Source organism: Methylobacterium indicum (assembly GCF_017347565.1).
Classification (GTDB): Bacteria; Pseudomonadota; Alphaproteobacteria; order Rhizobiales; family Beijerinckiaceae; genus Methylobacterium; species Methylobacterium indicum.
Genome location: NZ_AP024145.1, coordinates 4,704,236 through 4,726,545, shown reverse-complemented (window position 1 = coordinate 4,726,545; position 22,310 = coordinate 4,704,236). Strand labels below are relative to the sequence as shown.

Below are 22,310 nucleotides of genomic sequence, written 5' to 3'. Positions count from 1 at the left end.
AGACGGTGACCCGCGTGAGCAAGCTGGCGGTGACGAAACGCGGTCCGGCCAAGGCGGCCTCCGCCCCCTTCGCCGAGATCGTGATGGTGTGCGCGAAATGCGCCAAGCGGCAGGGCGTCGGCGCCAAGGCGGTGCGGGGCGGGCTCAAGCGCGCCCTCAAGGCCGACCCCCGCGGCCGCAAGGTCCGGGTGGTCGAGACCGGCTGCCTCGGCCTGTGCCCCAAGCGCAGCCTCACGCTGGCCACCGCCGGCTCGCTCGGCGAAGGCCGCCTCCTGGTGCTCGATCCGGACCTCGCCCCCGCGGCGATGCTGGACGTCCTGCTGCCCGGGCGGAACGACGGCCCGTGACGGCGCGGGACTCCCCCCGTCGCCCGAGTCCCGGGCGCCCGAGCCTCGGCCGGCGCCTGCTCCGTCGCGTGCCGCTCCTCGGCGCGGCGATCGGCGTGGTGCTGGCGCTCTGGCTCGTCGCCGCCAACGACGTCGGCGCCGTGGCGGATGCGTTCGGGCGCGTCGGCGTGCTCGGCATCGTCGCGGTGGTGCTGGTGCGGGTGGCGATCATCGGCTTGTGCGGGGTCGCCTGGGCCCGGGTCCTGTCCGGGCTCGTCGGGCTGGCCTCCGGCCCGTTCGTGCTGCTGCGCTTCGTGCGCGAGGGCGTCAACGTGCTCCTGCCCGTCGCCTCGGTCGGCGGCGAGGTCCTGGGCGCGCGCCTCCTCACCTTCTGGGGCGTCACCGGGGCGGCGAGCGCCGCGGGAATCCTGGTCGACATGTTCTTCCAGGTCGTCACCCAGGCCCTGTTCGCGCTGACCGGCGTCGTGCTGCTGTCTCAGCTCGAAGGCGAGCAGGCCGCCACCCTTGCCGCCTGGTGCACCAAGGGGCTCGCGCTCACCGTCGTCGTCCTAGCCGCCTTCTTCGCCGTGCAGCGCTATGGCGGGGCGGCCTTCGTCGAGCGCCGCGTGAGCGCCCTCGCCCGCCGCTTCGCCGCCGAGGGCGGGACCGCGCCGGCCGGGGGCGGCGTTCAGGCCGCCCTCGACGCGGTGTGGGACCGGCGGCGCGGGCTGCCCCTCGCGGAGGGATTTTTGCTCCACCTCGCGGCCTGGTTCCTCGGTGCCCTCGAGATCTGGATCGCCTTGCGCTGCATCGGCATCGAGGGCGTCACCCTCGCCGAGGCGGTGGTGCTCGAGTCGCTCAGCCAGGCGATCAAGTCCGCCGCCTTCCCGGTCCCCAGCGGCCTCGGCGTGCAGGAGGGCGGCTTCGTGCTTCTCGGCAGCCTGTTCGGCATCGACCCGCACACCGCGCTCGCCCTCTCCCTGGTCAAGCGGGTGCCGGACGTGGTGCTGGGCCTGCCGGCGCTCCTGGCCTGGCAGATGATCGAGGCGAGACGCGGGCTCATGGCGCCCCCCGCCGCCCCGCCCGCGATCTGAGCAGACTTGCGTCGGCAAGCCCGCTTCGCCCGCTCAGGTACTTGTTTCGTCGCAGATTTTGGTCGCCGAACCGGTATCCACTTCGGCGAAATCTGCTGAGAGCGGCGCCCGATCACCCTGCAGCCGATCGCTGCTCCAGGTCTTGGATTTCGCCGCATTTTCCATCGACGAAACGGTGCCCGCCTCGCCGAAAAATATTCTAGGTCTCGTCTGCCGCCGCCGCCCGCGCCAGCAGGTCCGGCGTGTCGGGGGCGTTCATCGCCCGGGCCGCGGCCTCGGCGGTGAGGCCGCCCGCATCGCGATGCGCTGGATCCGCGCCGCGGGCGAGCAGGGTCTCCACCATCTCGACGCGGTTGAACATCGCCGCGACCATCAGGGCGGTGCGCCCGTCCGGGCCGGTGCCGTCGATCGCGGCGCCGCCGTCGAGGAGGGCGAGGACCACCGGCAGCGTGCCCTTGAACGCCGCCGCCGCCAGCGGGGTCTGGCCCCGGTCGTTGGCGATCGTCGGGTCCGCCCCGTGCGCCATCAGCACGCCGACCGTCTCGACATGGCCGTGATAGGCCGCGAGCATCAGCAGCGTGTCGCCCTTGTCGTTGCGCAGGTTGGGCGGCATCCCCATACCCAGGAGCTCGGCCAGCTCCGCCTGGTGGCCGAGGCGGGCATAGCCGAAGACGCGGCCCGCGAAGGCGATCGTATCCTCGTCCAGGGGTGGCCGCGCCGGTGGTCCGGGCTCGTCGTTCTGCATCGCTCTCATCCGTCGTGGTCGCCGCGGCATATCGGGCGGGTGGCCTTCGCGCCAAGAGGTGCCTCGCCGCGTGGGGGGATGGACCGCGATCCGCTCGCGCCAGGATTGATTGAGCCCATTAGGTCGCCATTCACTACATGTCCGGGAAACCGGCGGGATCACCGGAAGTCCGAATGAAAGTTCATCATCGGACGCGTAGGTCTGACACCACATAGATCTCCAAAGAGAGACGCCCGTCGTGATCGCGCTCTACGACTGCATCGCCCACCACCACGATCTCAAACTGGTCTTGCTCGCAGCGGTTGTGTGCAATCTGGCTGCAGCAACCAGCCTCACCCTTCTCGATTATGCACGCGGTCACGCCGGCAAGGCGCGCCGGTTGTGGCTGCTCACCGGGGCGCTCGCCGGCGGCACCGGCATCTGGGCGACCCACTTCATCGCCATGCTGGCCTTCTCGCCCGGCATCGCCTCGGCCTACGATCTCGGCCTGACCGGGCTGTCGCTGATGATCGCCGTCGGCATGACGGGGGCGGGATTCTGGATCGCCCTGCGGCCGGGCCTGCCGGCCGCAGCCTGGCTCGGCGGCGCGCAGATCGGTATCGGTGTCGGGGCCATGCACTTCACCGGCATGGCGGCTTTCGAGGTCGCGGGCCGCATCGCCTGGGATCCGGTCCTCGTCGTCACGGCCCTCGTCGCCGGCGCCGGGCTCGGCGGCCTGGCGCTCGCCACCACCCTGCGGGACGGCTCGGTGCGCACCAAGGTGCTCGGCGCGGTCCTGATGGTCGCCGGCATCTGCAGCCTGCACTTCACCGCGATGACCGCCGCGGTGATCGTCCCGGATCCGAGCCGGGCGGTCTCGGGCACCGCGGTGCCGGCCGAGATGATGGCGGTCGCGGTCGCCCTCGGCAGCATCACGATCCTCGTCCTCGCCTTCGCGGGGCTGTGGCTGCATCTGCGCGACGAACGCCGCTCGGTCCTCGAAGGCGACCGGATGCGGGGGCTGGCCAACGCCGCGGTCGAGGGACTGGTGGTCTGCAGCGGCGACCGCATCGTGACCGTCAACGACAGCTTCGCCGACCTCGTCGGCTGCACGCCCGACGCCCTGACCGGGCAATCCCTGTCGGCCATCCTGGGCGATGCGGCCCATCCGCTCCCCACCGACGCCGCGGACGCGACCGACATCGTCGAGGTGCCGGAGGCAGAGCTCCACCGCATCGATGGCACGATCGTGCCCGTGGAGGTGATCCGCCGGGTCATCGATTTCGCCGGTCGTCCGCACGCCGCGCTCGCGGTGCGCGACCTGCGGGCGCGCAAGCGCGCCGAGGCCCGGATCGCCTACCTCGCCCATCACGACGCACTGACCGGTGCGCCGAACCGGGCGAGCTTCAACGAGCGGCTGGTGCAGGAAATCGCCCTCGCCCGGGCCGCTCAGCGGCCGCTGGCGGTGCTCTGCGCCGATCTCGACCGGTTCAAGGAGGTCAACGACCTGTTCGGCCACGCCGCCGGCGACGCCCTGCTGCGCGCGGTCTGCGCGACGATCACCGGCGTCCTCGCCCCGGGCCAGATGCTGGCGCGGCTGGGCGGCGACGAATTCGCCGTGCTGGCGCCGAACCTCGACGCGGCCGGCGCCGAGTCGCTCGGGGAGTCGATCCTCGCCGCCCTGCGCGCCGCCGAGACCGGGCCTGCGGGCGCCATCGCGGCGGCGAGCCTCGGCATCGCCGTCTACCCGCATGACGGCGAGGATGCCGAGGCCCTGATGGTCCAGGCCGACACCGCCCTCTACCGCGCCAAGCAGGAGGGCCGGGGCCGCCTGCGCTTCTACGAGGCGCGGATGGGCGTGCAGGTGCGCGAGCGGCGCCAGATCGAGCACGACCTGCGCCACGCCGTCGAGCGGTGCGAATTGCAGGTCGTCTACCAGCCGCAGACCCGCATCGACAGCGGCGAGGCGGTGGGCTTCGAGGCGCTCCTGCGCTGGCACCACCCGGAGCGCGGCATCGTCCCGCCCAACCTGTTCATTCCGATCGCCGAGGAGACCGGCAGCATCTTGGGGATCGGCGAGTGGGTCCTGCGCGAGACCTGCCGCGAGGCCGTGTCCTGGGACAAGCCGCTGCGCATCGCCGTCAACGTCTCGGCGGTGCAGCTCCACGCCCCGGGCTTCGCCGAGCTGGTCCACGAGATCCTGTTCACCACCGGCCTGTCGCCGGCCCGCCTCGAACTCGAGATCACCGAGACGGCGCTGATCCGCGACCTGCCCCGGGCGCTCGCCACCCTGCGGCGGATCAAGGCGCTCGGCGTGCGCATCGCCATGGACGATTTCGGCACCGGCTACTCGTCCTTGTCGAACCTGCGGGCCTTCCCGTTCGACAAGATCAAGATCGACGCCTCCTTCACCCGCGCGGTCGATTCGAGCGAGCAGGCCGCCACCATCGTGCGCACGGTGCTGGGGCTCGGCCGGGGCCTCGGCCTGCCGGTGCTGGCCGAGGGCGTCGAGACCTCGGCCGAGCTCGCCTTCCTGGATGCCGAATCCTGCCAGGAGGCGCAGGGCTACCTGATCGGCCGCCCGGGCCCGATCGGCGGCTTCCAGCATCTGACCGCCGAGCACGGCGAATCCGCCGCCGAGGACGCGGCCTGAGGGCGACGGGCGGGCTGGCCCGCGCGGGCAAGAGGCGGCATAAGCCGGGCAGGCGGGACCGTCCGGCCCCGTCGCCTCTTCCCGAGACGAGACCCCATGACCGTCAAGGCCGTCCCCACGCAGCCCTTTCCCGATCAGAAGCCCGGCACCTCGGGCCTGCGCAAGAAGGTGCCGGTCTTCCGTCAGCCGAACTACGTCGAGAACTTCGTCCAGGCGATCGTCGACTGCCTGCCCGACCGGGCCGGTACGACCCTGGTGGTCGGCGGCGACGGGCGCTTCCTCAACCGCGAGGTGGTGCAGACGACCCTGAAGATCGCCGCCGCCAACGGCTTCTCGCGCATCCTCGTCGGCCGCGGCGGCTTGCTCTCGACGCCCGCCGCCTCCTGCGTGATCCGGAAATACGGCGCGATCGGCGGCGTGGTGCTCTCGGCGAGCCACAATCCGGGCGGGCCCGAGGGCGATTTCGGCATCAAGTTCAACGGCCGCAACGGCGGTCCCGCCCCCGAGCCGGTGACGGAAGCGATCTTTGCCCGCACCAAGGTCATCGGCGAGTACCGCCTCGTCGAGGCCGCCGACATCGACCTCGATACCCTGGGCGACGTCCGTCTCGGCGAGGCTACCGTCACGGTGATCGATCCGGTGGCGGATTACGCCGCGCTGATGGAGACGCTGGTCGATTTCCCGGCCATCGCGGCCCTGTTCCGCTCCGGCTTCCGGATGCGTTTCGACGCGATGAGCGCGGTGACCGGCCCCTACGCGGTGGAGATCCTGGAGCGGCGCCTCGGCGCGCCGGCCGGCACGGTGATCAACGCCGAGCCGCTGCCCGATTTCGGCGGCCACCATCCGGACCCGAACCCGGTCCATGCCCACGACCTGATGGTCGAGATGACCGGCCCGGCCGCCCCCGATTTCGGCGCCGCCTCCGACGGCGACGGCGACCGCAACATGATCGTCGCGCCCCATCTCTTCGTCACCCCGAGCGACAGCCTGGCGATCCTCGCCGCCCACGCGCATCTGGCGCCGGGCTACAAGGCGGGCCTCTCCGGCATCGCCCGCTCGATGCCGACGAGCCGCGCCGCCGACCGGGTCGCGGCGGCGCTCGGCATCCCGGCCTTCGAGACCCCGACCGGCTGGAAGTTCTTCGGCAACCTCCTCGATGCCGGGCGGATCACGCTCTGCGGCGAGGAGAGCGCCGGCACCGGCTCGAACCACGTCCGCGAGAAGGACGGCCTGTGGGCGGTCTTGCTCTGGCTCAACCTGCTGGCGGCGACGAAGAAACCCGCCGACCAGGTGGTGCGCGACCACTGGGCGACCTATGGGCGCGACTACTACGCCCGCCACGATTACGAGGAGGTGGAGAGCGCCGCCGCCGAGGGGCTGATGAGCGCGCTCCGCAACAAGCTCGCCGGGCTGCCGGGGCAGAGCTTCGGCGGGCTCACCGTCGAGGCCGCGGACGACTTCGCCTATACCGATCCGGTCGACGGCTCGGTCACCGCCCGCCAGGGCGTGCGGATCCTCTTCCGCGAGGATGCCCGGGTGGTCTTCCGCCTGTCGGGCACCGGCACCGTCGGCGCGACGCTCCGGGTCTATCTCGAGCGCTTCGCCAAGGACCGGCTCGACGCGCCGACCGTCGAGATGCTGGCCCCGGTCGTGGCGGCGGCCGAGGCCATCGCGGGGATCGTGCAGCATACCGGCCGGACCGAGCCGTCGGTGGTGACGTAGGACGCTACGGGTTTGAACCCTCCCCCCGCAGAGGGGGGAGGGTTACGGAAAGTCCCCCTCACACCGCCCCCTCCTCCCCCGGCGGGGTGACCCGGGGGCGCTCCTGATACAGAAGGTACAGCCCCGAGGCCGCCACGATCGCGCCGCCGATCACCGTCCAGTGGTCAGGAAGGTGGCCGAAGATCAGGAAGCCGAGAAGCACGGCCCAGAGCAGGTGGGCGTAGGCGAAGGGCGCCAGCGTCGAGGCCGGTGCCCGGCGATGCGCCAGGATCAGCAGCCAGTGCCCGAGCGCGCCGAAGAATCCCACGGACGCGATGCCGATCCAGGTCGAGGTCTCGCTCGGCGTCTCCCACAGGAACGGCAGGGCCGGCGCGGTCAGCACCGAGCCGACGAGGCCGGTATAGAACATCGTGGTCTCGGGCGGATCGTGGGCGGCGAGCATTCGCGTCACCACGATGTAGACCCCGTTGACGAGGGCGGTGACCACCGCCAGCAGGGCCGCCGGGTGCATGCCGGAGAGGCCCGGGCGGCTCACCACCAGGACGCCCGAGAAGCCGATCAGCACCGCGATCGCGCGCCGCCAGCCGACCCGCTCGCCCAGGAGCTTCCCGGCGATCAGCGCCACCACGAGCGGCGAGGCGAAGGTGATCGAGGTCACCTGCGCCAGCGGCAGGTAGCGCAGCGCCACGAACGAGCACATCGTCGCCGTGACCAGGCAGAGCGAGCGCAGGACCTGCAAGCCGGGCCGGCGGGTCCGCATCAGCCCGACGATGTCGCGCCGGGCGGCGAGAAAAACCGCCACGATGACGAAGCTGACGAGGTAGCGCAGGGCCACGATGAGGAACGGGCTCATCGTTCCGCTCAGGAACTTCGCCGAGGCGTCGATCGAGGCGAAGCCCGCCACGGCGCTCACCATCAGGGCGATGCCGATCAGGGTCTCGTGCTGGCCCGTGCCGCGCATGTCCGACGTCCCCCCTCGTTCGCTCCCTTGACTTAGATCGGAACTGAGTTCAGATCCAGAACTGCGTTCCAGATTTGCGAGCGCGGACTTCGAGCACGAGAGATGGCCGGCTCCCTGCTGCGGCGCGTCCTGGATCTGGTGGAACTCCTCGCGAACCATCCGCGCGGGTTGCCCCTCCAGACCATCGCCGAGACGCTGGATATCCCCAAGAGCGGCGCGCATCGTCTCCTGGCGGAGCTGGCCGAGCACGCCTACGTCGTGCAGGACGGCGAGACCGGCCGCTATCTGCTGACCACCAAGTTCGCGACGCTCGGCCTCAAGCACCTCTCGCGCACCGGCGTCGTCGACATTGCCCAGTCGGTGCTCGACCGGCTGGCCGGCCTCAGCGGCGAGCTGGCGCGGCTCGCGGTGGTCGATTACCCGCGCCTCGTCTGGGTGGCGAAGGCGCAAGGCGCCCGCACGGGCCTGCGCTACGACGGCGACATGGGCACCGAAGCCCGGCTCTCCACCACCTCGACCGGCATCGCCTGGCTCGCCAGCCTCACCGACGAGGAGGCCCTGAGCCTCGTGATGCGCCAGGGCCTCGGGGCTCCCGAGGAATGCGGCCCCAACGCGCCGCGCACGGTGGCCGCCCTGATGGTGTTGGTGAACGAGGCCCGGGCCCGGGGCTATGCCTGGGTGCAGGACACCAACACGCCCGGGGCCGCCGCGATGGCGGCCAACATCGTGCATCCGCAGACCGGCCGGGCGATCGGCAATCTCAGCGTCGCCGGGCCGAGCCTGCGCCTGACCGAGGCGCAGCGCGACGCGATCGCGCCGGACCTCCTCTCGGCCGCCGCCGACCTGTCCTCGGTCGGCGCCTTCTCGGACTATCTCGGCGCGCTTGGCGGCCGGCCCGCCACGACCCGGCCGGCGATGTCCTGAGGGCCGGCATGGCCCGCCCCGCAGGGGAGTGATACCCCTCGGGGCAGGCGCGTCGAACGATCTCGAACACCCGAGGGCCGACCCTCGCACGACCCGCACCACGCCCCGGACGGGGCGCCCAGGAGGAGACGATGATCCACGCCGACAGCGAGTTCCTGCAAAGGGACCGCTCGATCCACCCGCCGGCCTTCACGCCGGACTACAAGACCAGCGTGCTGCGCTCGCCGCGCCGGGCGATGATCTCGCTGCAATCCTCCCTGTCGGAGGTGACCGGCCCGGCCTTCGGCCACTCCGAGCTCGGCCCGCTCGACAACGACCTGATCCTCAACTACGCCCGCGAGGGCGAGCCGATCGGCGAGCGGATCTTCGTCCACGGCCATGTCCGCGACGAGAACGGGCGCGGCATCCCCCACACCCTCGTCGAGTTCTGGCAGGCCAATGCCGGCGGGCGCTACCGCCACCGCAACGACCGCTACCTCGCGCCGATCGACCCGAATTTCGGCGGCTGCGGCCGGACGATCACCGACGAGAACGGCTTCTACTACTTCCGCACGATCAAGCCCGGGCCCTATCCCTGGCGCAACAACCTCAATTCCTGGCGCCCGGCCCATATCCACTTCTCGGTGTTCGGCTCCGGCTTCGCCCAGCGCCTCATCACCCAAATGTACTTCGAGGGCGACCCGCTGATCTGGCGCGACCCGATGGTGCAGGGCATCCCCGACCGCTCCGCCGCCGAGCGCCTGATCGCCCCCCTCGACCTCGGCGCCGCGGTGCCGCTCGACATGCTCGCCTACAAGTTCGACATCGTGCTGCGCGGCCGCCAGCAGACGCTGTTCGAGAACAAGCTCCAGGGGAACTGAGACGATGGTCCAGCCGCTTCCCGTCCGTCTCCAGGAGACGCCGTCCCAGACCGCCGGGCCCTACGTCCATATCGGGCTGATCCCGCTCCAGGCCGGGTTCGACATCTTCGAGACCAACTTCACCAACGTGCTCGCCGGGCCCGACACGGCGGGCGAGCGCATCCGGATCGAGGGCCGGGTCTTCGACGGGGCCGGCAACCTCGTGCGCGACGTGCTGATCGAGATCTGGCAGGCCAATGCCGCGGGCCGCTACAACCATCCGGCCGACCGCCAGGAGGGCAAGCCTCTCGATGCGGGCTTCCGGGGCTGGGGCCGCACCGGCTCGGACTTCGAGACGGGCGTGTGGTCCTTCGAGACGGTGAAGCCCGGCCCGGTCGTCGGCCGCAAGGGTCATCGCCCGATGGCGCCGCACATCAACCTCTGGATCGCCGCCCGCGGCATCAATATCGGCCTCCAGACCCGGCTCTACTTCGCCGACGAGGCCTCGGCCAACACCGACGATCCGGTGCTGAACCTCGTCGAGCGCGGCCAGCAGCGCGACAGCCTGCTGGCCAGGCGCCAGGAGCGGGATGGCAAGGCGGTCTACGTCTTCGACATCTATTTGCAGGGACCGAACGAGACCGTGTTCTTCGACGTGTGATCGTCACCGCCCCTATGATTTCTGCTTGACTATTCCGATCAAGGTATAGCGCGCCTCCCCTCTCCCGTGTGGGAGAGGGGCCGGGGGTGAGGGTGCTACGCTTCCGTGTGAAGCGCTCAGCATTGGGCTGGTAGCGGAACAGTCAAAGTTTCGCTCAGCACCGTCGCACCCTCGTGCGATCTTCGATCGCCCCTGCCCCTCTCCCACACGGGAGAGGGGATCCCGCGTCTTACTGGCATCGGACAGATCAGGCGGAAACTAGAACACACCAACCAAAACCAGGAGACCCCCATGAACCCCGTCGTCATCGCCGTCGCGATCACCGGTTCCGTGCCGCGCAAGACGGACAACCCGGCGGTGCCCACCACCGTCGCCGAGCAGATCGAATCCACGCATCAGGCTTTTGAAGCCGGCGCTACCCTGGTCCACATCCACGTCCGCAACGACGACGAATCCCCCTCCTCCGACCCGGACAAGTTCGCGGCGGTGCAGGAGGGCGTGCGCAAGCACTGCCCCGGCATGATCGTGCAGTTCTCGACCGGCGGCCGCGGCCGCGACCCGAGCGCGCGGGGCCTCTCGCTGGTCCACAAGCCCGACATGGCCTCGCTCTCGACCGGCTCGGTCAACTTCCCGAGCATCGTCTACGAGAACCATGCGACGCTGGTGACCGACCTCGCCGGCACGATGCACAAGAACGGCATCCGGCCCGAGATCGAGATCTTCGATCTGTCGCACATCCACGGCGCGAAGCGACTGATCGAGGAGGGGCTGATGGATGCCCATCCCCACGTCCAGTTCGTGATGGGCGTGAAGAACGCGATGCCGGCCGACGAGCACCTGCTCGACATCCTGCTCGCCGAGACCAAGCGCGTCATCCCGGGCGCGACCTGGACCGCCGCCGGCATCGGCCGCGAGCAGGCCCGCGTGATGGGCTGGGCGCTCGCCCGCGGGGCCGACGCGGTGCGCACGGGCCTCGAGGACAACATCCGGGTGACCAAGGACCGGCTCGCCGCGAGCAACGCCGAGCTGGTGTCGCTCGCCGCCGAGATGGTGACGCGGAACAACCGCAAGGTCGCGACCCCGGCCGAGGCCCGTGCCGCCCTCCACCTGAAGCCCGTGGCCTGATCCGATGACGCTCTCGGCCCTCGACTCCGCCCTGCTCGGGCCCCTCTTCGCCACGGACGCCATGCGCGCCGTCTTCGCCGACGAGGCCCGGGTGGCGGCGATGCTGCGGGCCGAGGCGGCCCTCGCCCGGGCGCAAGCGGAGGCCGGCCTGGTGCCGCCCTCCCTCGCTCCCGCCATCGAGGCGGTCACGTCGACGGCGCTCGACCCCGCCGCGCTCGGCCGGCGCACCGCCGTCTCGGGCGTGCCGGTGATCCCGTTCGTCAAGGCGGTGCAGGGGGCCCTGCCCCCGGAACTGGAGCCCGCCTTCCACAAGGCCACCACGACCCAGGACATCGCCGACACCGCCCTGGTGCTCCAGATCCGCGACGCCTTTGACCTCGTCGCGGCCGACCTGAAGGCGATCCTCGACGGGCTCTCGGTTCTGGCCCGCCAGCACCGCGAGACCGCTTGCGTCGGGCGCACCTACGGCCAGCACGCCGCGCCCGTGACCTTCGGCTTCAAGGCGGCGATCTGGGCGCTCGGCATCGCCGAGGTGGCGGCCCTGCTCCCGGGCTTGCGTGACCGCGTGCTCACCGCCTCGCTCGGTGGTCCGGTCGGCACGCTCGCCGGCCTCGGCGAGAGCGCGGAGGCGGTTGGCGACGGATTCGCCGCCGCGCTCGGTCTCCATCCGGACCTCGCGCCCTGGCACACGCGGCGTGCCCGCATCGCCGAGACCGGGTCGTGGCTCGCCCTCCTGATGGGGGCGCTCGCCAAGTTCGCCACCGACGTCGCGCATCTCGCCACCACCGAGGTCGGGGAGGTGGCCGAGCCCTACATGCCGGGCCGCGGCGGCTCCTCGGCGATGCCGCACAAGCGCAACCCCGTCTCCTCGACGGTGATTCTCTCCGCCTTCGGCGCCGCCAAGGGCACCAGCCTGACGTTGCTCGACGGGATGGCGGCGGCCCACGAGCGTCCGGCCGGCGCCTGGCATGCCGAATGGCACGCCCTGCCGACCCTGTTCGGCCTCGCCTCCGGCGCGCTCCGCGAAGCCCGCGGCCTCGCGCAAGGGCTGGTGCCCGATCCCGAACGGATGCGCCGCAACCTCGACGTGACGCAAGGCCTGCTCTTCGCCGATGCCGCCGCGAGCCGGCTGAGCCCGGTGGTCGGTGCCAAGGCCGCCCACGCCCTGGTGGAAGAGGCCGCCGGTGCCGTCCGCGACGGACAGGGCTCGCTCCGGGACGTCCTGAGTGCGAAGCCCGAGGCGGCGAGCGCCGACCTCGATGCCGCCTTCGATCTCGGCCCCGCCATCCGGGCCGGGGCCCGCACCGCCGACCGGGCGCTGGCGGACGTCTCGCGCCTCGCCGCCTTCCTGCATTCCGCGTAAAACGAGGTTCCCATGCCCCAGATCGAGGCCAACGGCACCCTTCTGAACTACGAGCTCTCCGGCCCGAGCGGCGCGCCGGTGGTGGTCTTTTCCAACTCGCTCGGCACCACCCTGGCGATGTGGGACCCGCTGGTGCCCCATCTCCGCGGCCGCTACCGGGTGCTGCGCTACGACACCCGCGGCCACGGCGCCTCGCAGGTGCGCGACCAGCCCATCGAGGTCGCGGATCTCGCCGAGGACCTGATCGGGCTCCTCGACGCGCTCAACATCCCCCGCGCCCACGTCGTCGGCCTGTCGCTCGGCGGCATGACCGGTCAGGCGGCGGCGAGCCGCCATCCCGACCGGGTGATCAGCCTGACCCTGATGGCCACCGCCGCCTTCATGCCGAGCGAGGCGTCGTGGAACGAGCGCGCCGCCCTGGTGCGCCAGAAGGGCACGGCGGCGATCGTCGAGGCGACGATGACCCGCTGGTTCACCCCGCATTTCCCGGCCTCCTCCCCCGACGCGGTGACGCCGGTGCGGGCGCAGTTCACCGGCACCGATGCGGCCGGCTACGCGGTCTGCTGCAACGCCATCGGCCGCATGGACCTGCGTCCGGTCCTCGACCGCATCACCGCGCCGACCCTGGTGATCGCCGGCCGCGACGACCCGGCGACGCCGCCCGCCATGGCGCAGGAGATCTGCGACGGCATCCGCCACGCCGAGCTGGTGGTGCTGCCGAACGCCGCCCACCTCCTCTCCGTCGAGCAGCCGGAGGCCACCGCCGCCCATCTCCTCGGCTTCCTCGACCGGCACCGCGGGGCACCCGAGGCCGCGACCGGCGCGGTGGCGTTCGAGACGGGGCTCACCAACCGCAAGAGCGTCCTCGGCGAGGCCCATGTCGAGCGCTCGCTGAACGCCGCGGGCGACTTCGCCGGGCCGTGGCAGGACTTCATCACCCGCACCGCCTGGGGCGAGGTCTGGGGCGATCCGCGCATCCCGTGGAAGACCCGCTCCTTCGTCACGCTCGCCATGATGGTGGCGCTCGGCCGCGAGGAGGAGTTCAAGCTCCACGTCCGCCCGGCCCTGCGCAACGGCGTCACCGTCCCGGAGCTGCAGGCGCTGCTGATCCAGACCGCGATCTATGCCGGCGTGCCGGCGGCGAACGGCGCCTTCCGCTGGGCCCGCGAGGTCCTGGGCGACGACCTCGCCTGAACGGGCGACGACCTCGCCTGACCGGATGCATGGGGGCGGGCGGGGTGTTAGAGCAGGCGCAATTGCCCCGCCTCTCGCCTCCCCGCCCCCTTGTGGCTCGCCGAACCCGCCGGATCATGGACGCCGTCACGCCCCGCCCTCCCCGCACCAAGGATCCCGAGCGGACCCGGGCCGACATCCTGGCGGTCGCGACGGAGGAATTCTCCGCCTTCGGGCTCAGCGGCGCCCGGGTCGACGCCATCGCGGAGCGCACCCGCACCTCGAAGCGGATGATCTACTACTATTTCGGCAGCAAGGAGGGCCTGTACCTCGCGGTGCTGGAGAAGGCCTATGCCGACATCCGCCAGGTCGAGGCCGATCTCGACCTCGGCAACCTGGCGCCGGCCGAGGCGATCCGCCGGCTCGTCGAGTTCACCTTCGAGTACGACGAGGCCCACCCCGATTTCATCCGCCTCGTCGCGATCGAGAACATCCACCGGGCCGAGCACCTCTCGGGTTCCGAGACGATCCGGGGCCTCAATCTCGGGGTGATCCAGACCATCACCGACATCATCGCCCGGGGCCAGCGCGAGGGGATCTTCCGCGCCGACGTCGATCCCCTGGACGTCCACCTGTTGATCAGCGCGCTCTGCTTCTTCCGGGTCTCGAACCGCCACACCTTCGGGGCGATCTTCTCGATCGACCTCGCCGCGCCCGACTTGCGGACCCGCCACAAGCGGATGGTCGGCGACGCGGTCATCGGGATGCTGTCCCTGCGCTGACCCGGCCGGGAACCGGATTCGGGCCCGGTCGATTGCTCTTCATGAAGATCAGCACAGTCATGGAGGAGAGCCCGATGACCCGAGGCACCAGCCGTCTCGTCCTGCTCGCCGTCCTGGCCGCCTCGCCGGTGGTGGCGCAGGTCGTCGACAAGCCGCTCGTCGACAGCCCGCAGCGCAGCCGCGAGATGGCCCCCAACATGCCGTCGGTCCACGAGACGCCGGCCGAGCGCGTCCGCCCGGGCGACGCCGACACGACCGGCACCGTCCGGCCCCCCGCCCCGGACCCGAAGACGACCGACGGTGTGCTGCGGCCCCAGCGGGGGTGAGCGGAACCCGGTCGGGCTCCCCCGTCCCATGACGGGGTGCCCCGAGCCGAGACCGCGCCGGGGCGTCCCCCCGCCTTGCGAATCGCCGGTCGGGCTGCTTCCCTCCTCCAGCCAGGGAGGCCGCTCATGACCGACGAACTCGTGTTCTACACCCACCCGATGTCCCGCGGCCGCATCGTCCGCTGGATGCTGGAGGAGGTCGGGGCCACCTACCGCACCGAGATCCTCGGTTACGGCCCGACGATGAAGGACGCGGCCTACCGGGCCATCAATCCCCTCGCCAAGGTGCCGTCGCTGGTCCATCGCGGCGTCACCGTCACCGAGACGGCGGCGATCTGCGCCTATCTGGCCGACGCCTTCCCGCAAGCCGGTCTAGCCCCGGCCCCGAACGATCCCGAGCGCGGCGCCTATTACCGCTGGCTGTTCTTCGCCGCCGGTCCGGTCGAGGCGGCGGTGACCAACAAGGCGCTCGGCGTCGTGGTCCCGGACGATCCGCGGATGCGCGCCATGGTCGGCTACGGCAGCCTGGCGGAGGTCCTGGATGCCCTCGAGGGTGCTGTCTCGGGCCGCGACTACCTCGCCGGCGGGCGCTTCTCGGCCGCGGACCTCTATGTCGGCTCGCACCTGATCTGGGGCATGCAGTTCGGCTCGATCGAGCGGCGCCCGGCCTACGAGTCCTACGTGGCCCGTCTCGCCGACCGGCCCGCGGCCGTGCGCGCCCGGGAGATCGACGACCGGATTCACGCCGAGATGCAGCAGCAGGCGTGATTGACGCCGCGATCCGGCCGGGGAGAGGCACCCGCGGAGGCGGTCGAGCGGGAACGTCCGGCCTCCGCCCGCGTTCGCACCGCGACGCAGCGGAAATCCTCCGCGCCCCAGCCCGACGGAGCCACCATGGCCAGCGACCTGATTCACGACGTCTTCAGCGGCGAGCGCAACCTGACCACCAAGGAGCGGGCGATCTCGGTCGTGCTCGGGCTCGGCCTCGCCGCCGCGGCGGCCCAGCCCCGGCCGAACAAGTTCCTGAGCCTCGCGGCCCTGGTCGCCGGTTCGCTCCTGGCGATTCGCGGCGCCACCGGCCATTGCGCCGCGAAGTCGCTGATGAACGACAGCGGACGCAGCCCGGCCCGCATCTGACGAACGACCGATCCGGGGCGTCCCTGCGGGCGCCCCGGATCTCCGTCGGGTCAATTGGTCTCCCTTGGATCGTTCTCCTGCACCTTAGAGACGAGAAAGGCCCGTACCGGCATCCCGGTACGGGCCTTTCTCGTTTCGGGTCGAGGCCGGCTGCCGCCGGCCCCTCACTCGCTCAGAGCACGGTGGTGCGGCGACGGCCCTGGATGAAGCCGAAGATCGCGAGCACGACGACCGCGCCGACGACCGAGGCGATCAGGCCGGCGCCCTCGTTGGGCGGGTACCAGCCGGTGACCTGTCCGAGGAAGGTCGCCACGAAGGCGCCGACGATGCCGAGCAGCGTCGTCATGATGAAGCCGCTCGGCTCATTGGCCGTGCCGGGCATGATGAACTTGGCGATGACACCGGCGACGAAGCCGATGATGATGGTCCACAGGATCGCAAGCATGGGGGCTGCCCTTCGGCTCCGCTTCTATGCTGATGAAACGCACGGGTCGGGCCGAGGTTGCGCCGGACGACGTGACCGTTCGGCATTTCCTGCCCTCGCCCAGTTCCCGCTCAGTTCCCGCCCTCGCCCCGGCCGTCGCCCGTCCTTCGCCGCGAGGGCCCTTTACGCGGCCCCGCCTTCGGCGGCACAAGGCGCCGGAGCGCTACGGAAGCCTCGTGGAGAACCCGATGACCATCACGCGTTTCGAGACCGGCCCCCGGATGAGCCAGGCTGTGGTCCATAACGGCACCGCCTACCTGGCCGGGCAGGTCGCGGACAACGTCTCGAACGGCGAGGGCGTCGAGGCGCAGACCAAGGACATCCTGGCCCAGATCGACGCACTGCTCGCCAGCGTCGGCAGCGACAAGACTCGGCTCCTCTCGGCCACGATCTACCTCGCCGACATGTCGACCTTCGCCGAGATGAACCGCGCCTGGGACGGCTGGGTCGCCGCCGGCCACACCCCGGCCCGCGCCACCGTCGAGGCCAAGCTCGCCGCCCCGCAATACAAGGTCGAGATCTCGATCATCGCCGCGACCGGAGCCTGACCGATGCGGCTGCTCCGGCGCGGTTTCCTGCGGGCCTCGGCCTGCCTCCTCGCCCTCGCGGCGGGGTCCGTCGGCTCCGCGGCGGCCGCGCCGGAGCGGGTCGTCAACGTCTACAACTGGTCGGACTACATCGACCCCCAGATGCTCGACGCCTTCACGCGCGAGACCGGCATCAAGGTGGTGTACGACACCTACGACACCAACGAGATCGTCGAGACCAAGCTGCTCGCCGGCCGCTCGGGCTACGACATCGTGGTGCCGTCCGGCCCGTTCCTGCAGCGCCTGATCAAGGCGGGCGTCTTCCAGCCCCTCGACAAGGCCAAGCTGCCGAACCTGAAGAACGCCTGGCCCGAGGTGACGGCGCGGCTCGCGGTCTACGATCCGGGCAACGCCTACGCCGTCGACTACATGTGGGGCACCACCGGCATCGGCATGAACACCGCCCTGGTGCGCGCCCGCCTGGGGGCGAACCAGCCGCTCAACACCTGGGACATCGTCCTGCGCCCCGAGCTCGTCGCCAAGCTCAAGGATTGCGGCGTCACGATACTGGACGCACCCGAGGACATCTTTCCGAGCGTGCTCCAGGCCCTCGGGCTGAAGCCCGACACGCGGCGGGTCGACGATCTCGAGAAGGCGGGCGACGCGCTGTTCCGCATCCGCGGCGCGGTGCAGAAGTTCCACTCCTCGGAATACATCAACCAGCTCGCCAACGGCGACGTCTGCCTGTCGGTCGGCTATTCCGGCGACGTGCTGCAGGCCCGCCGCCGGGCTCGCGAGGCCAAGAACGACGTCGACATCGCCTACGTCATCCCGCAGCAGGGCGCGCTGATGTGGTTCGATTCCTTCGCGATTCCGAAGGACGCCCCCCACGCGGCGGAGGCCCACGCCTTCATCGACTTCATGATGCGGCCCGAGGTGGCGGCGGCCAATACCAACTTCGTGTCCTACGCGAGCGGAAACCTGGCCGCCAAGGCCCTGGTCAAGCCGGAGATCCTGGCCGATCCCGGCATCTATCCGGACGAGGCGACGTTCCGGCGGCTGTTCACCAACACCGCCTACGACGACCGCACCCAGCGGCTGGTGACGCGGCTCTGGACCCGGGTGCGCACCGGACGCTGAGGCACCCACCCACGAGAAGGGCCCGCTCCTCGCCGGAACGGGCCCCGTCCTGTTCTGCCCACCCGCGTCGCGGGCGAGCGCAATCTCGTTCCGGCATCAATCCTTGAGGTCGTCCGGCACCTTGCCGCCGTTCTCCTCGAGCTTCTTGATGACCTGCTTGTGCAGCCACACGTTCATCGTGGCCGAATCCTCGGTGTCGCCGGTGTAGTTCAGCTCCTTGGCGAGTTCCTTGCGGGCCGACAGGCTGCTGTCGAGGTGGAGCAGCTTCATCAGGTCGACGATCGAGGTGCGCCAGTTCAGCGGCTGGCCGGCCTTCCCGGCGAGGTCGTTGAGCACCGCCTCGACATCGACCTTGCCGTCGACCTTCGGCACAGTGCCGCCGGATGCCGCGTCCGAGCCGCCGCCGAGCGCTCCGCCCGTCGAGGACGTATCGGTCTTGGGCGCATCCCCCGACGTCTGCGCCTGGGCGTCGCCGCCGCCGAAGGGGTGCAGGATCTTGCTGACGATCGTCCCGAGCAGGCTCATCGTGTCGTTCTCCGTCTGGGGCTCGTGGGGCGCTGCCCGCACCCTCGCGGGCGGAGGGCGGGCGCGCTCGGCCCTGCGGCACGGTAACGAACGGCCCCGCTCACCGTTCCGTGAGGCTCGTCCGTGAAGCTGGCGCCGCGACCATCCCGGCGCTGCACGCCGCCGCGGGATCGGCTAAGGACGGGCCGGATGGCGGGCCGGGCGCGTGGCGCCGGCCGCGACGGGAATGCGTGGGAGCGGCATGACAGGGGATCCGATACGCCGGGCGCTCGACGACGTCTGGTACTGCGTCGGCGAGAGCCGCAGCGTCCGGCCCGGCGGCATGCGGTCGGTGAGCCTCGGCGAGGAGGCCGTGGTGGTCGGGCGCGAGGAATCGGGCGCGCTGTTCGCGCTGCGCGACCGCTGCCCGCATCGCGGCATGGCGCTCTCGGCCGGCCGCATCGTCGACGGCAACCTCGTCTGCCCGTTCCACGGCTGGCAGTTCCGGCCCGACGGCGCCTGCGCGGCGATCCCGGCGCTCGCCCGCCGGGACGACGCGAACTTCGCGTCCGTCCGCCTCGCCCGCTTCGCGGTGGCGGAGAAGTCCGGCCTGATCTGGGTCCATGCCAGCGCCAACCCGGCGCATGCCAGCCCCGAGGCGGCGCCGCCGATCCCGGAGGTGGAGTTCGACTATTGCGGCCAGCTGGTCGAGATCCTGGAGGTCGAGGCCTCGTTCGACCTCGTGGCGCTGAGCTTCGTCGATCCGGCCCACGTCGCCTACGTGCACGATTCCTGGTGGTGGCGCCCCTCGAAGACCATGAAGGAGAAGGTGAAGCACTTCGCGCCCTCGCCCTTCGGCTTCACCATGACGAGCCACACGGCCAAGACCGCCTCCCTCGCCTATCGCATGCTCGGCTCGATTCCGGAGGTCGAGATCGAGTTCCGGCTGCCGGGCGTGCGGCTGGAGCGGATCACCGCCGGCGAGAAGCGGCTGGCGAACTACACCTTCGCCGCGCCGCTGGCGAACGGGCGCACCGCGCTCATCAACGCGATGTACTGGAACATCCCGGCCCTCAACCTGCTCAAGCCCGTCGCCCGGCCGCTGATGCGCCAGTTCCTCGGCCAGGACCGCGACGTGCTCCAGATCGCCCAGCGCGGCCTCGACCGGAAGCCCGCGATGGTGCTGATGGGCGAGAGCGACGTGCAGTCGCAATGGTACTTCAGCCTCAAGCGCGAGTTCCTGCGGGCGCGCGAGGCGGCGGCGCCCTTCGTCAATCCGCTGGAGCCGCGGGAGCTGCGCTGGCGCAGTTGAACGGGCCGACACCGCACCGGCGGCGTCGCGATCGCGCCTGCCGCAGCGATGTCGTGGGCAAGGGCGGAATGCAGGGCGGGTGGGATCGGCGGGCAATTCTGTTTCGGTCCGCCGGATCGGCATCAAATCCTTCGGGCGTACGCCGGAGCGCTATCGCTGTCCGTCCATTTCAGGGTATGTCGTCTCTTCCGCTGCCCGGGGGAAACGGATGTCAGGCGACGTCTTCCGCATCGTCTACAAGAGTACGGCCGCTCATCCGATGGAGACGATGCTGGAACAGGGGCACATCGCCTCTCTGCTGGCGGTTGCCCGGGAGCGCAACCGTCGGGCGGAGGTGACCGGCGTGCTGGTCTATACCGGGCTCGGCTTCTTCCAGGTGCTGGAGGGGCGGCGCTCCGCCGTGCAGCCGATCTTCGAGTCGATCCTGGTCGACCGGCGCCACCACACCCTGGCGGTGATCGAGATGGATGTCGTCGCCGAGCGGCGCTTCCCGGGCTGGAACATGGGCTTCCTCGGCACCACCCCGGAGCTCGACGCGCGGCTGAACGGCGCCTGCCCCTCGGGCGGTGCCGAGGCCCGCGACCAGCTCCTGCGCCGCACCCTGCTGCTCCTCGTCGACAGCCCGATCAGCACGCCCTGGCATTCCGCCCCCGACGACACGATCGGGGACGCCCGGCGCTGAGTCCCTCTCACCCCGCCCGGGCGGGCGGTCCGGCGGCAAGCAGCGCCACGGCGACCGCCGGGCCGCAGGTCGACGCGAAGGCGCCGGCCTCCGGAGCCAGACGGGGCGCCAGGAGGTCGCTCAGCTCCTCGGCCGGCCGGCCGAGACGGGCGGCGAGGCGCGCGGCGACGAAGCGGCCGGCGCCGCAGATCACGACCGGCGCCTCCTCCGGCAGCTCGCCGCGGGACAGGATCGTGGCGGCGGCATCGTGCAGGAGCCGCAGCTGCGCCTCCGCGAAGACCCCCGCGAGGCGGACCCAGTCGGCGGCGGAGCCCTCGTGGCGGTCGCGCCCGATCATCCGCGCCAGCCGGATCTCGGTCTCCGGGATGGACTTGCCCTTGAGGTCGGCGGTGTCCTGCTGGTCCTCCGCCTCCGGCAGGTCGCGGAGCAGCCGGTAGGCATCCCCGGTGGTGGCGAAGCACTCGGCCATCAGGGCGGTGCGGCGGCCGCGGAACGGCACGGCCGGGCTGAGCGCCAGGAGCGGGGTTCGCACGACCCCGGTATAGACCAGTTCGCCGGTCTCCAGCCGCTCGGCATCGCTGTAGCCGACCGCGCGGGGCTGCCCGTCGCGGATCGGGATCAGGTCGCCGGTGGTCGAGCCGAGATCGACCAGGAGGGCCGCCGGCCTGAGGCGTCCGACGAGGGCCGCGGTGGCGTGCCAGTTGGCGCTGGCGACGTCGGGCGCCTTCGCCCCCGCTTCCTCGGGTGCCACGAAGCCGGCGCGCCCGGCATAGACCGCGACCGTGCCGGGCAGGTGCGCGGCGGCCCAGCCGGCGATCTGCGTCACCCCGTCGGCGCGGTCGGAAAAGCAATCGGTCAACTCGCCGGTCATCGTCACGGCGTGGTGCGCCGGCTCGCGCGCCCAGCCCGGCAGGGCGGCGACCGAGTTTTCCAGCGCCGGCAGGCCGTTCCAGAGCGGGCACGGCACCTGCACCACCGCCTGCACCCGGCCCCCCTCGACCAGGGCCGCCTTGACATGGACCCCGCCGAAGTCCCAGCCGATGATGCGCTCGCGCGGAGAAACGGAAGGGGCGGAGGAATGGGAATCAGTCACGGTCGGGTCCCGGTCACGGCGCGTCGGGCCCGGGTCGCATGAGCGGCGCTCCTTCCGCAACCCGGACCGAGGTGGTGCCGGTCCTCGACCTGCGCGGCGGCCTCGTCGTGCGGGCCCGGGCCGGCGACCGCGACGCCTACGCGCCGATCGTGACGCCGCTCAGCCCCGGCTCCGCCCCGGCCGACGTGGCCCGGGGCCTCCTCGGCGCCTGGCCGGCGCGGCGGCTCTACGTCGCCGATCTCGACGCGATCGTGGACGGCGTGCCGCCCGACCTCGGCGCGCTCCGGGCGATTCGCGCCGCCTGCCCGGGGATCGAGCTGTGGGTCGATGCGGGGTTCTCCAGCGAGGCGGGCGTGGCGGCCTTCCTGGCCTCCGGCCTCGGCCGGCCGGTGCTCGGCAGCGAGAGCCAGGCCGACGACGCCCTGGTGCGCCGCATCGGCGACCGGGCGGTCCTGTCCCTCGACAGCCGGGACGGGGCTCCGATGGGGCCCGCGATCCTGCACGAGGATGCGTCCGCCTGGCCGCCGGAGGTGATCGTGATGACGCTCGCGCGCGTCGGCAGCGGCGCCGGACCGGACCTCGCGGGATTGCGGGCGCTCAAGGCGCGGGCGCCGCATGTCGCGTTCTACGCCGCCGGGGGCTTGCGCGGCCCGGAGGATCTGCCGGCCCTCGACGACGCGGGAGCGGCGGGGGTGCTCGTCGCCAGCGCGATCCACGACGGGCGGCTGCGGGTCTGAGGCCCGTCGGCGGCGGCGAGA

General features: G+C 71.5%; 24 protein-coding genes. 19 read left to right on the top strand and 5 right to left on the bottom strand.

The genetic code is table 11. The features are described 5' to 3' along the window. The first annotated feature begins 5 nt into the window (after positions 1-5). Both miv_RS21960 and miv_RS21955 read left to right on the top strand, forming a co-directional pair. The gene (locus miv_RS21960) at positions 6-347 is read left to right on the top strand and encodes a (2Fe-2S) ferredoxin domain-containing protein (RefSeq protein ID WP_244748648.1); all 342 of its coding nucleotides are present in this window, start codon (positions 6-8) and stop codon (positions 345-347) included. Beyond that, positions 344-1,420, top strand: coding sequence for a lysylphosphatidylglycerol synthase domain-containing protein (locus miv_RS21955; RefSeq protein ID WP_207178859.1), 1,077 nt, complete (start codon positions 344-346; stop codon positions 1,418-1,420). Before miv_RS21960 ends, miv_RS21955 begins: the two co-directional genes overlap by 4 nt. A 199-nt stretch (positions 1,421-1,619) precedes the next feature. Here the strand turns inward: miv_RS21955 and miv_RS21950 are convergent, their stop codons facing one another. After that, positions 1,620-2,165: an ankyrin repeat domain-containing protein gene (locus miv_RS21950; RefSeq protein WP_207178854.1), complete on the bottom strand. Its 546-nt coding sequence runs from the start codon at positions 2,163-2,165 to the stop codon at positions 1,620-1,622. 238 nt (positions 2,166-2,403) lie between these two features. On the opposite strand from miv_RS21950, the gene miv_RS21945 reads away from it, so the two are divergent. Continuing rightward, a complete protein-coding gene (locus miv_RS21945) occupies positions 2,404-4,797 on the top strand; it encodes a bifunctional diguanylate cyclase/phosphodiesterase (protein WP_207178853.1) in 2,394 nt (797 codons plus the stop codon). Between the two features lie 96 nt (positions 4,798-4,893). After that, entirely contained in the window at positions 4,894-6,519 is a 1,626-nt protein-coding gene (locus tag miv_RS21940; RefSeq protein ID WP_207178852.1) for an alpha-D-glucose phosphate-specific phosphoglucomutase, read from the top strand. A 58-nt stretch (positions 6,520-6,577) separates the two neighbouring features. Here the strand turns inward: miv_RS21940 and miv_RS21935 are convergent, their stop codons facing one another. After that, the gene (locus miv_RS21935) at positions 6,578-7,480 is read right to left on the bottom strand and encodes a DMT family transporter (protein ID WP_207178850.1); all 903 of its coding nucleotides are present in this window, start codon (positions 7,478-7,480) and stop codon (positions 6,578-6,580) included. A gap of 102 nt (positions 7,481-7,582) precedes the next feature. Here miv_RS21935 and miv_RS21930 point away from each other — a divergent pair, with 102 nt between their 5' ends. The 10 genes from miv_RS21930 (at position 7,583) to miv_RS21885 (ending at position 15,810) form a co-directional block, all read left to right on the top strand. After that, on the top strand, positions 7,583-8,404 hold the full coding sequence (locus miv_RS21930) for an IclR family transcriptional regulator (RefSeq protein ID WP_207178848.1): 822 nt from the start codon (positions 7,583-7,585) through the stop codon (positions 8,402-8,404). A gap of 131 nt (positions 8,405-8,535) precedes the next feature. Next, positions 8,536-9,264 carry a protocatechuate 3,4-dioxygenase subunit beta gene (gene pcaH, locus miv_RS21925; protein WP_048429966.1) on the top strand — a complete coding sequence of 243 codons (729 nt, stop codon included), beginning with the start codon at positions 8,536-8,538 and terminating at the stop codon, positions 9,262-9,264. Between the two features lie 4 nt (positions 9,265-9,268). Beyond that, on the top strand, positions 9,269-9,904 hold the full coding sequence (pcaG, locus tag miv_RS21920) for a protocatechuate 3,4-dioxygenase subunit alpha (RefSeq protein WP_207178846.1): 636 nt from the start codon (positions 9,269-9,271) through the stop codon (positions 9,902-9,904). A 291-nt stretch (positions 9,905-10,195) separates the two neighbouring features. After that, a complete protein-coding gene (locus miv_RS21915) occupies positions 10,196-11,029 on the top strand; it encodes a 3-oxoadipate:acetyl-CoA acetyltransferase (protein WP_207178844.1) in 834 nt (277 codons plus the stop codon). A 4-nt stretch (positions 11,030-11,033) separates the two neighbouring features. Next, the gene (locus miv_RS21910) at positions 11,034-12,392 is read left to right on the top strand and encodes a class-II fumarase/aspartase family protein (RefSeq protein ID WP_207178842.1); all 1,359 of its coding nucleotides are present in this window, start codon (positions 11,034-11,036) and stop codon (positions 12,390-12,392) included. 12 nt (positions 12,393-12,404) lie between these two features. Continuing rightward, on the top strand, positions 12,405-13,586 hold the full coding sequence (gene pcaDC, locus miv_RS21905) for a bifunctional 3-oxoadipate enol-lactonase/4-carboxymuconolactone decarboxylase PcaDC (RefSeq protein ID WP_207178840.1): 1,182 nt from the start codon (positions 12,405-12,407) through the stop codon (positions 13,584-13,586). A gap of 116 nt (positions 13,587-13,702) precedes the next feature. Further along, positions 13,703-14,347 carry a TetR/AcrR family transcriptional regulator gene (locus tag miv_RS21900; protein WP_207178838.1) on the top strand — a complete coding sequence of 215 codons (645 nt, stop codon included), beginning with the start codon at positions 13,703-13,705 and terminating at the stop codon, positions 14,345-14,347. Positions 14,348-14,421: 74 nt separating this feature from the next. Beyond that, the gene (locus tag miv_RS21895) at positions 14,422-14,673 is read left to right on the top strand and encodes a hypothetical protein (RefSeq protein WP_053221099.1); all 252 of its coding nucleotides are present in this window, start codon (positions 14,422-14,424) and stop codon (positions 14,671-14,673) included. 126 nt (positions 14,674-14,799) lie between these two features. Further along, entirely contained in the window at positions 14,800-15,441 is a 642-nt protein-coding gene (locus miv_RS21890) for a glutathione S-transferase family protein (protein WP_207178836.1), read from the top strand. Between the two features lie 126 nt (positions 15,442-15,567). Next, positions 15,568-15,810 carry a YgaP-like transmembrane domain gene (locus tag miv_RS21885; RefSeq protein ID WP_048430535.1) on the top strand — a complete coding sequence of 81 codons (243 nt, stop codon included), beginning with the start codon at positions 15,568-15,570 and terminating at the stop codon, positions 15,808-15,810. Between the two features lie 172 nt (positions 15,811-15,982). On the opposite strand, the gene miv_RS21880 is transcribed toward miv_RS21885, so the two are convergent. Then, complete coding sequence (locus tag miv_RS21880; protein WP_048430536.1) at positions 15,983-16,255, bottom strand: GlsB/YeaQ/YmgE family stress response membrane protein; 273 nt, start codon at positions 16,253-16,255, stop codon at positions 15,983-15,985. A 227-nt stretch (positions 16,256-16,482) separates the two neighbouring features. Between miv_RS21880 and miv_RS21875 the strand changes: the two genes are divergently transcribed. Together miv_RS21875 and miv_RS21870 are read left to right on the top strand one after the other, a co-directional pair. After that, positions 16,483-16,842 (top strand): RidA family protein, encoded by a 360-nt coding sequence (locus tag miv_RS21875; protein ID WP_058620108.1) that lies wholly within the window; start codon positions 16,483-16,485, stop codon positions 16,840-16,842. Between the two features lie 3 nt (positions 16,843-16,845). After that, positions 16,846-17,961 carry a polyamine ABC transporter substrate-binding protein gene (locus miv_RS21870; RefSeq protein WP_082172080.1) on the top strand — a complete coding sequence of 372 codons (1,116 nt, stop codon included), beginning with the start codon at positions 16,846-16,848 and terminating at the stop codon, positions 17,959-17,961. Between the two features lie 96 nt (positions 17,962-18,057). Here the strand turns inward: miv_RS21870 and miv_RS21865 are convergent, their stop codons facing one another. Continuing rightward, positions 18,058-18,486 carry a DUF3597 domain-containing protein gene (locus miv_RS21865; protein WP_207178834.1) on the bottom strand — a complete coding sequence of 143 codons (429 nt, stop codon included), beginning with the start codon at positions 18,484-18,486 and terminating at the stop codon, positions 18,058-18,060. A gap of 241 nt (positions 18,487-18,727) precedes the next feature. Here miv_RS21865 and miv_RS21860 point away from each other — a divergent pair, with 241 nt between their 5' ends. Both miv_RS21860 and miv_RS21855 read left to right on the top strand, forming a co-directional pair. Next, positions 18,728-19,777 (top strand): aromatic ring-hydroxylating oxygenase subunit alpha, encoded by a 1,050-nt coding sequence (locus tag miv_RS21860; protein ID WP_207178832.1) that lies wholly within the window; start codon positions 18,728-18,730, stop codon positions 19,775-19,777. Between the two features lie 208 nt (positions 19,778-19,985). Next, positions 19,986-20,459, top strand: coding sequence for a BLUF domain-containing protein (locus tag miv_RS21855; protein WP_207178830.1), 474 nt, complete (start codon positions 19,986-19,988; stop codon positions 20,457-20,459). Between the two features lie 7 nt (positions 20,460-20,466). Here the strand turns inward: miv_RS21855 and miv_RS21850 are convergent, their stop codons facing one another. Continuing rightward, the gene (locus miv_RS21850; protein WP_207178829.1) at positions 20,467-21,552 is read right to left on the bottom strand and encodes a hydantoinase/oxoprolinase family protein; all 1,086 of its coding nucleotides are present in this window, start codon (positions 21,550-21,552) and stop codon (positions 20,467-20,469) included. A 38-nt stretch (positions 21,553-21,590) separates the two neighbouring features. On the opposite strand from miv_RS21850, the gene miv_RS21845 reads away from it, so the two are divergent. After that, on the top strand, positions 21,591-22,289 hold the full coding sequence (locus miv_RS21845; RefSeq protein WP_207178827.1) for a HisA/HisF-related TIM barrel protein: 699 nt from the start codon (positions 21,591-21,593) through the stop codon (positions 22,287-22,289). Positions 22,290-22,310: the final 21 nt, after the last annotated feature.

What these genes read in the sequence shown, in the direction of transcription:
- miv_RS21950 (WP_207178854.1), bottom strand. Translation starts at nt 2,165, where the DNA reads ATGCAGAACGACGAGCCCGGACCACCGGCGCGGCCACCCCTGGACGAG.
- miv_RS21940 (WP_207178852.1), top strand. Translation starts at nt 4,894, where the DNA reads ATGACCGTCAAGGCCGTCCCCACGCAGCCCTTTCCCGATCAGAAGCCC.
- miv_RS21935 (WP_207178850.1), bottom strand. Translation starts at nt 7,480, where the DNA reads ATGCGCGGCACGGGCCAGCACGAGACCCTGATCGGCATCGCCCTGATG.
- miv_RS21930 (WP_207178848.1), top strand. Translation starts at nt 7,583, where the DNA reads ATGGCCGGCTCCCTGCTGCGGCGCGTCCTGGATCTGGTGGAACTCCTC.
- pcaH (WP_048429966.1), top strand. Translation starts at nt 8,536, where the DNA reads ATGATCCACGCCGACAGCGAGTTCCTGCAAAGGGACCGCTCGATCCAC.
- pcaG (WP_207178846.1), top strand. Translation starts at nt 9,269, where the DNA reads ATGGTCCAGCCGCTTCCCGTCCGTCTCCAGGAGACGCCGTCCCAGACC.
- miv_RS21915 (WP_207178844.1), top strand. Translation starts at nt 10,196, where the DNA reads ATGAACCCCGTCGTCATCGCCGTCGCGATCACCGGTTCCGTGCCGCGC.
- miv_RS21910 (WP_207178842.1), top strand. Translation starts at nt 11,034, where the DNA reads ATGACGCTCTCGGCCCTCGACTCCGCCCTGCTCGGGCCCCTCTTCGCC.
- pcaDC (WP_207178840.1), top strand. Translation starts at nt 12,405, where the DNA reads ATGCCCCAGATCGAGGCCAACGGCACCCTTCTGAACTACGAGCTCTCC.
- miv_RS21900 (WP_207178838.1), top strand. Translation starts at nt 13,703, where the DNA reads ATGGACGCCGTCACGCCCCGCCCTCCCCGCACCAAGGATCCCGAGCGG.
- miv_RS21895 (WP_053221099.1), top strand. Translation starts at nt 14,422, where the DNA reads ATGACCCGAGGCACCAGCCGTCTCGTCCTGCTCGCCGTCCTGGCCGCC.
- miv_RS21890 (WP_207178836.1), top strand. Translation starts at nt 14,800, where the DNA reads ATGACCGACGAACTCGTGTTCTACACCCACCCGATGTCCCGCGGCCGC.
- miv_RS21885 (WP_048430535.1), top strand. Translation starts at nt 15,568, where the DNA reads ATGGCCAGCGACCTGATTCACGACGTCTTCAGCGGCGAGCGCAACCTG.
- miv_RS21880 (WP_048430536.1), bottom strand. Translation starts at nt 16,255, where the DNA reads ATGCTTGCGATCCTGTGGACCATCATCATCGGCTTCGTCGCCGGTGTC.
- miv_RS21875 (WP_058620108.1), top strand. Translation starts at nt 16,483, where the DNA reads ATGACCATCACGCGTTTCGAGACCGGCCCCCGGATGAGCCAGGCTGTG.
- miv_RS21870 (WP_082172080.1), top strand. Translation starts at nt 16,846, where the DNA reads ATGCGGCTGCTCCGGCGCGGTTTCCTGCGGGCCTCGGCCTGCCTCCTC.
- miv_RS21865 (WP_207178834.1), bottom strand. Translation starts at nt 18,486, where the DNA reads ATGAGCCTGCTCGGGACGATCGTCAGCAAGATCCTGCACCCCTTCGGC.
- miv_RS21860 (WP_207178832.1), top strand. Translation starts at nt 18,728, where the DNA reads ATGACAGGGGATCCGATACGCCGGGCGCTCGACGACGTCTGGTACTGC.
- miv_RS21855 (WP_207178830.1), top strand. Translation starts at nt 19,986, where the DNA reads ATGTCAGGCGACGTCTTCCGCATCGTCTACAAGAGTACGGCCGCTCAT.
- miv_RS21845 (WP_207178827.1), top strand. Translation starts at nt 21,591, where the DNA reads ATGAGCGGCGCTCCTTCCGCAACCCGGACCGAGGTGGTGCCGGTCCTC.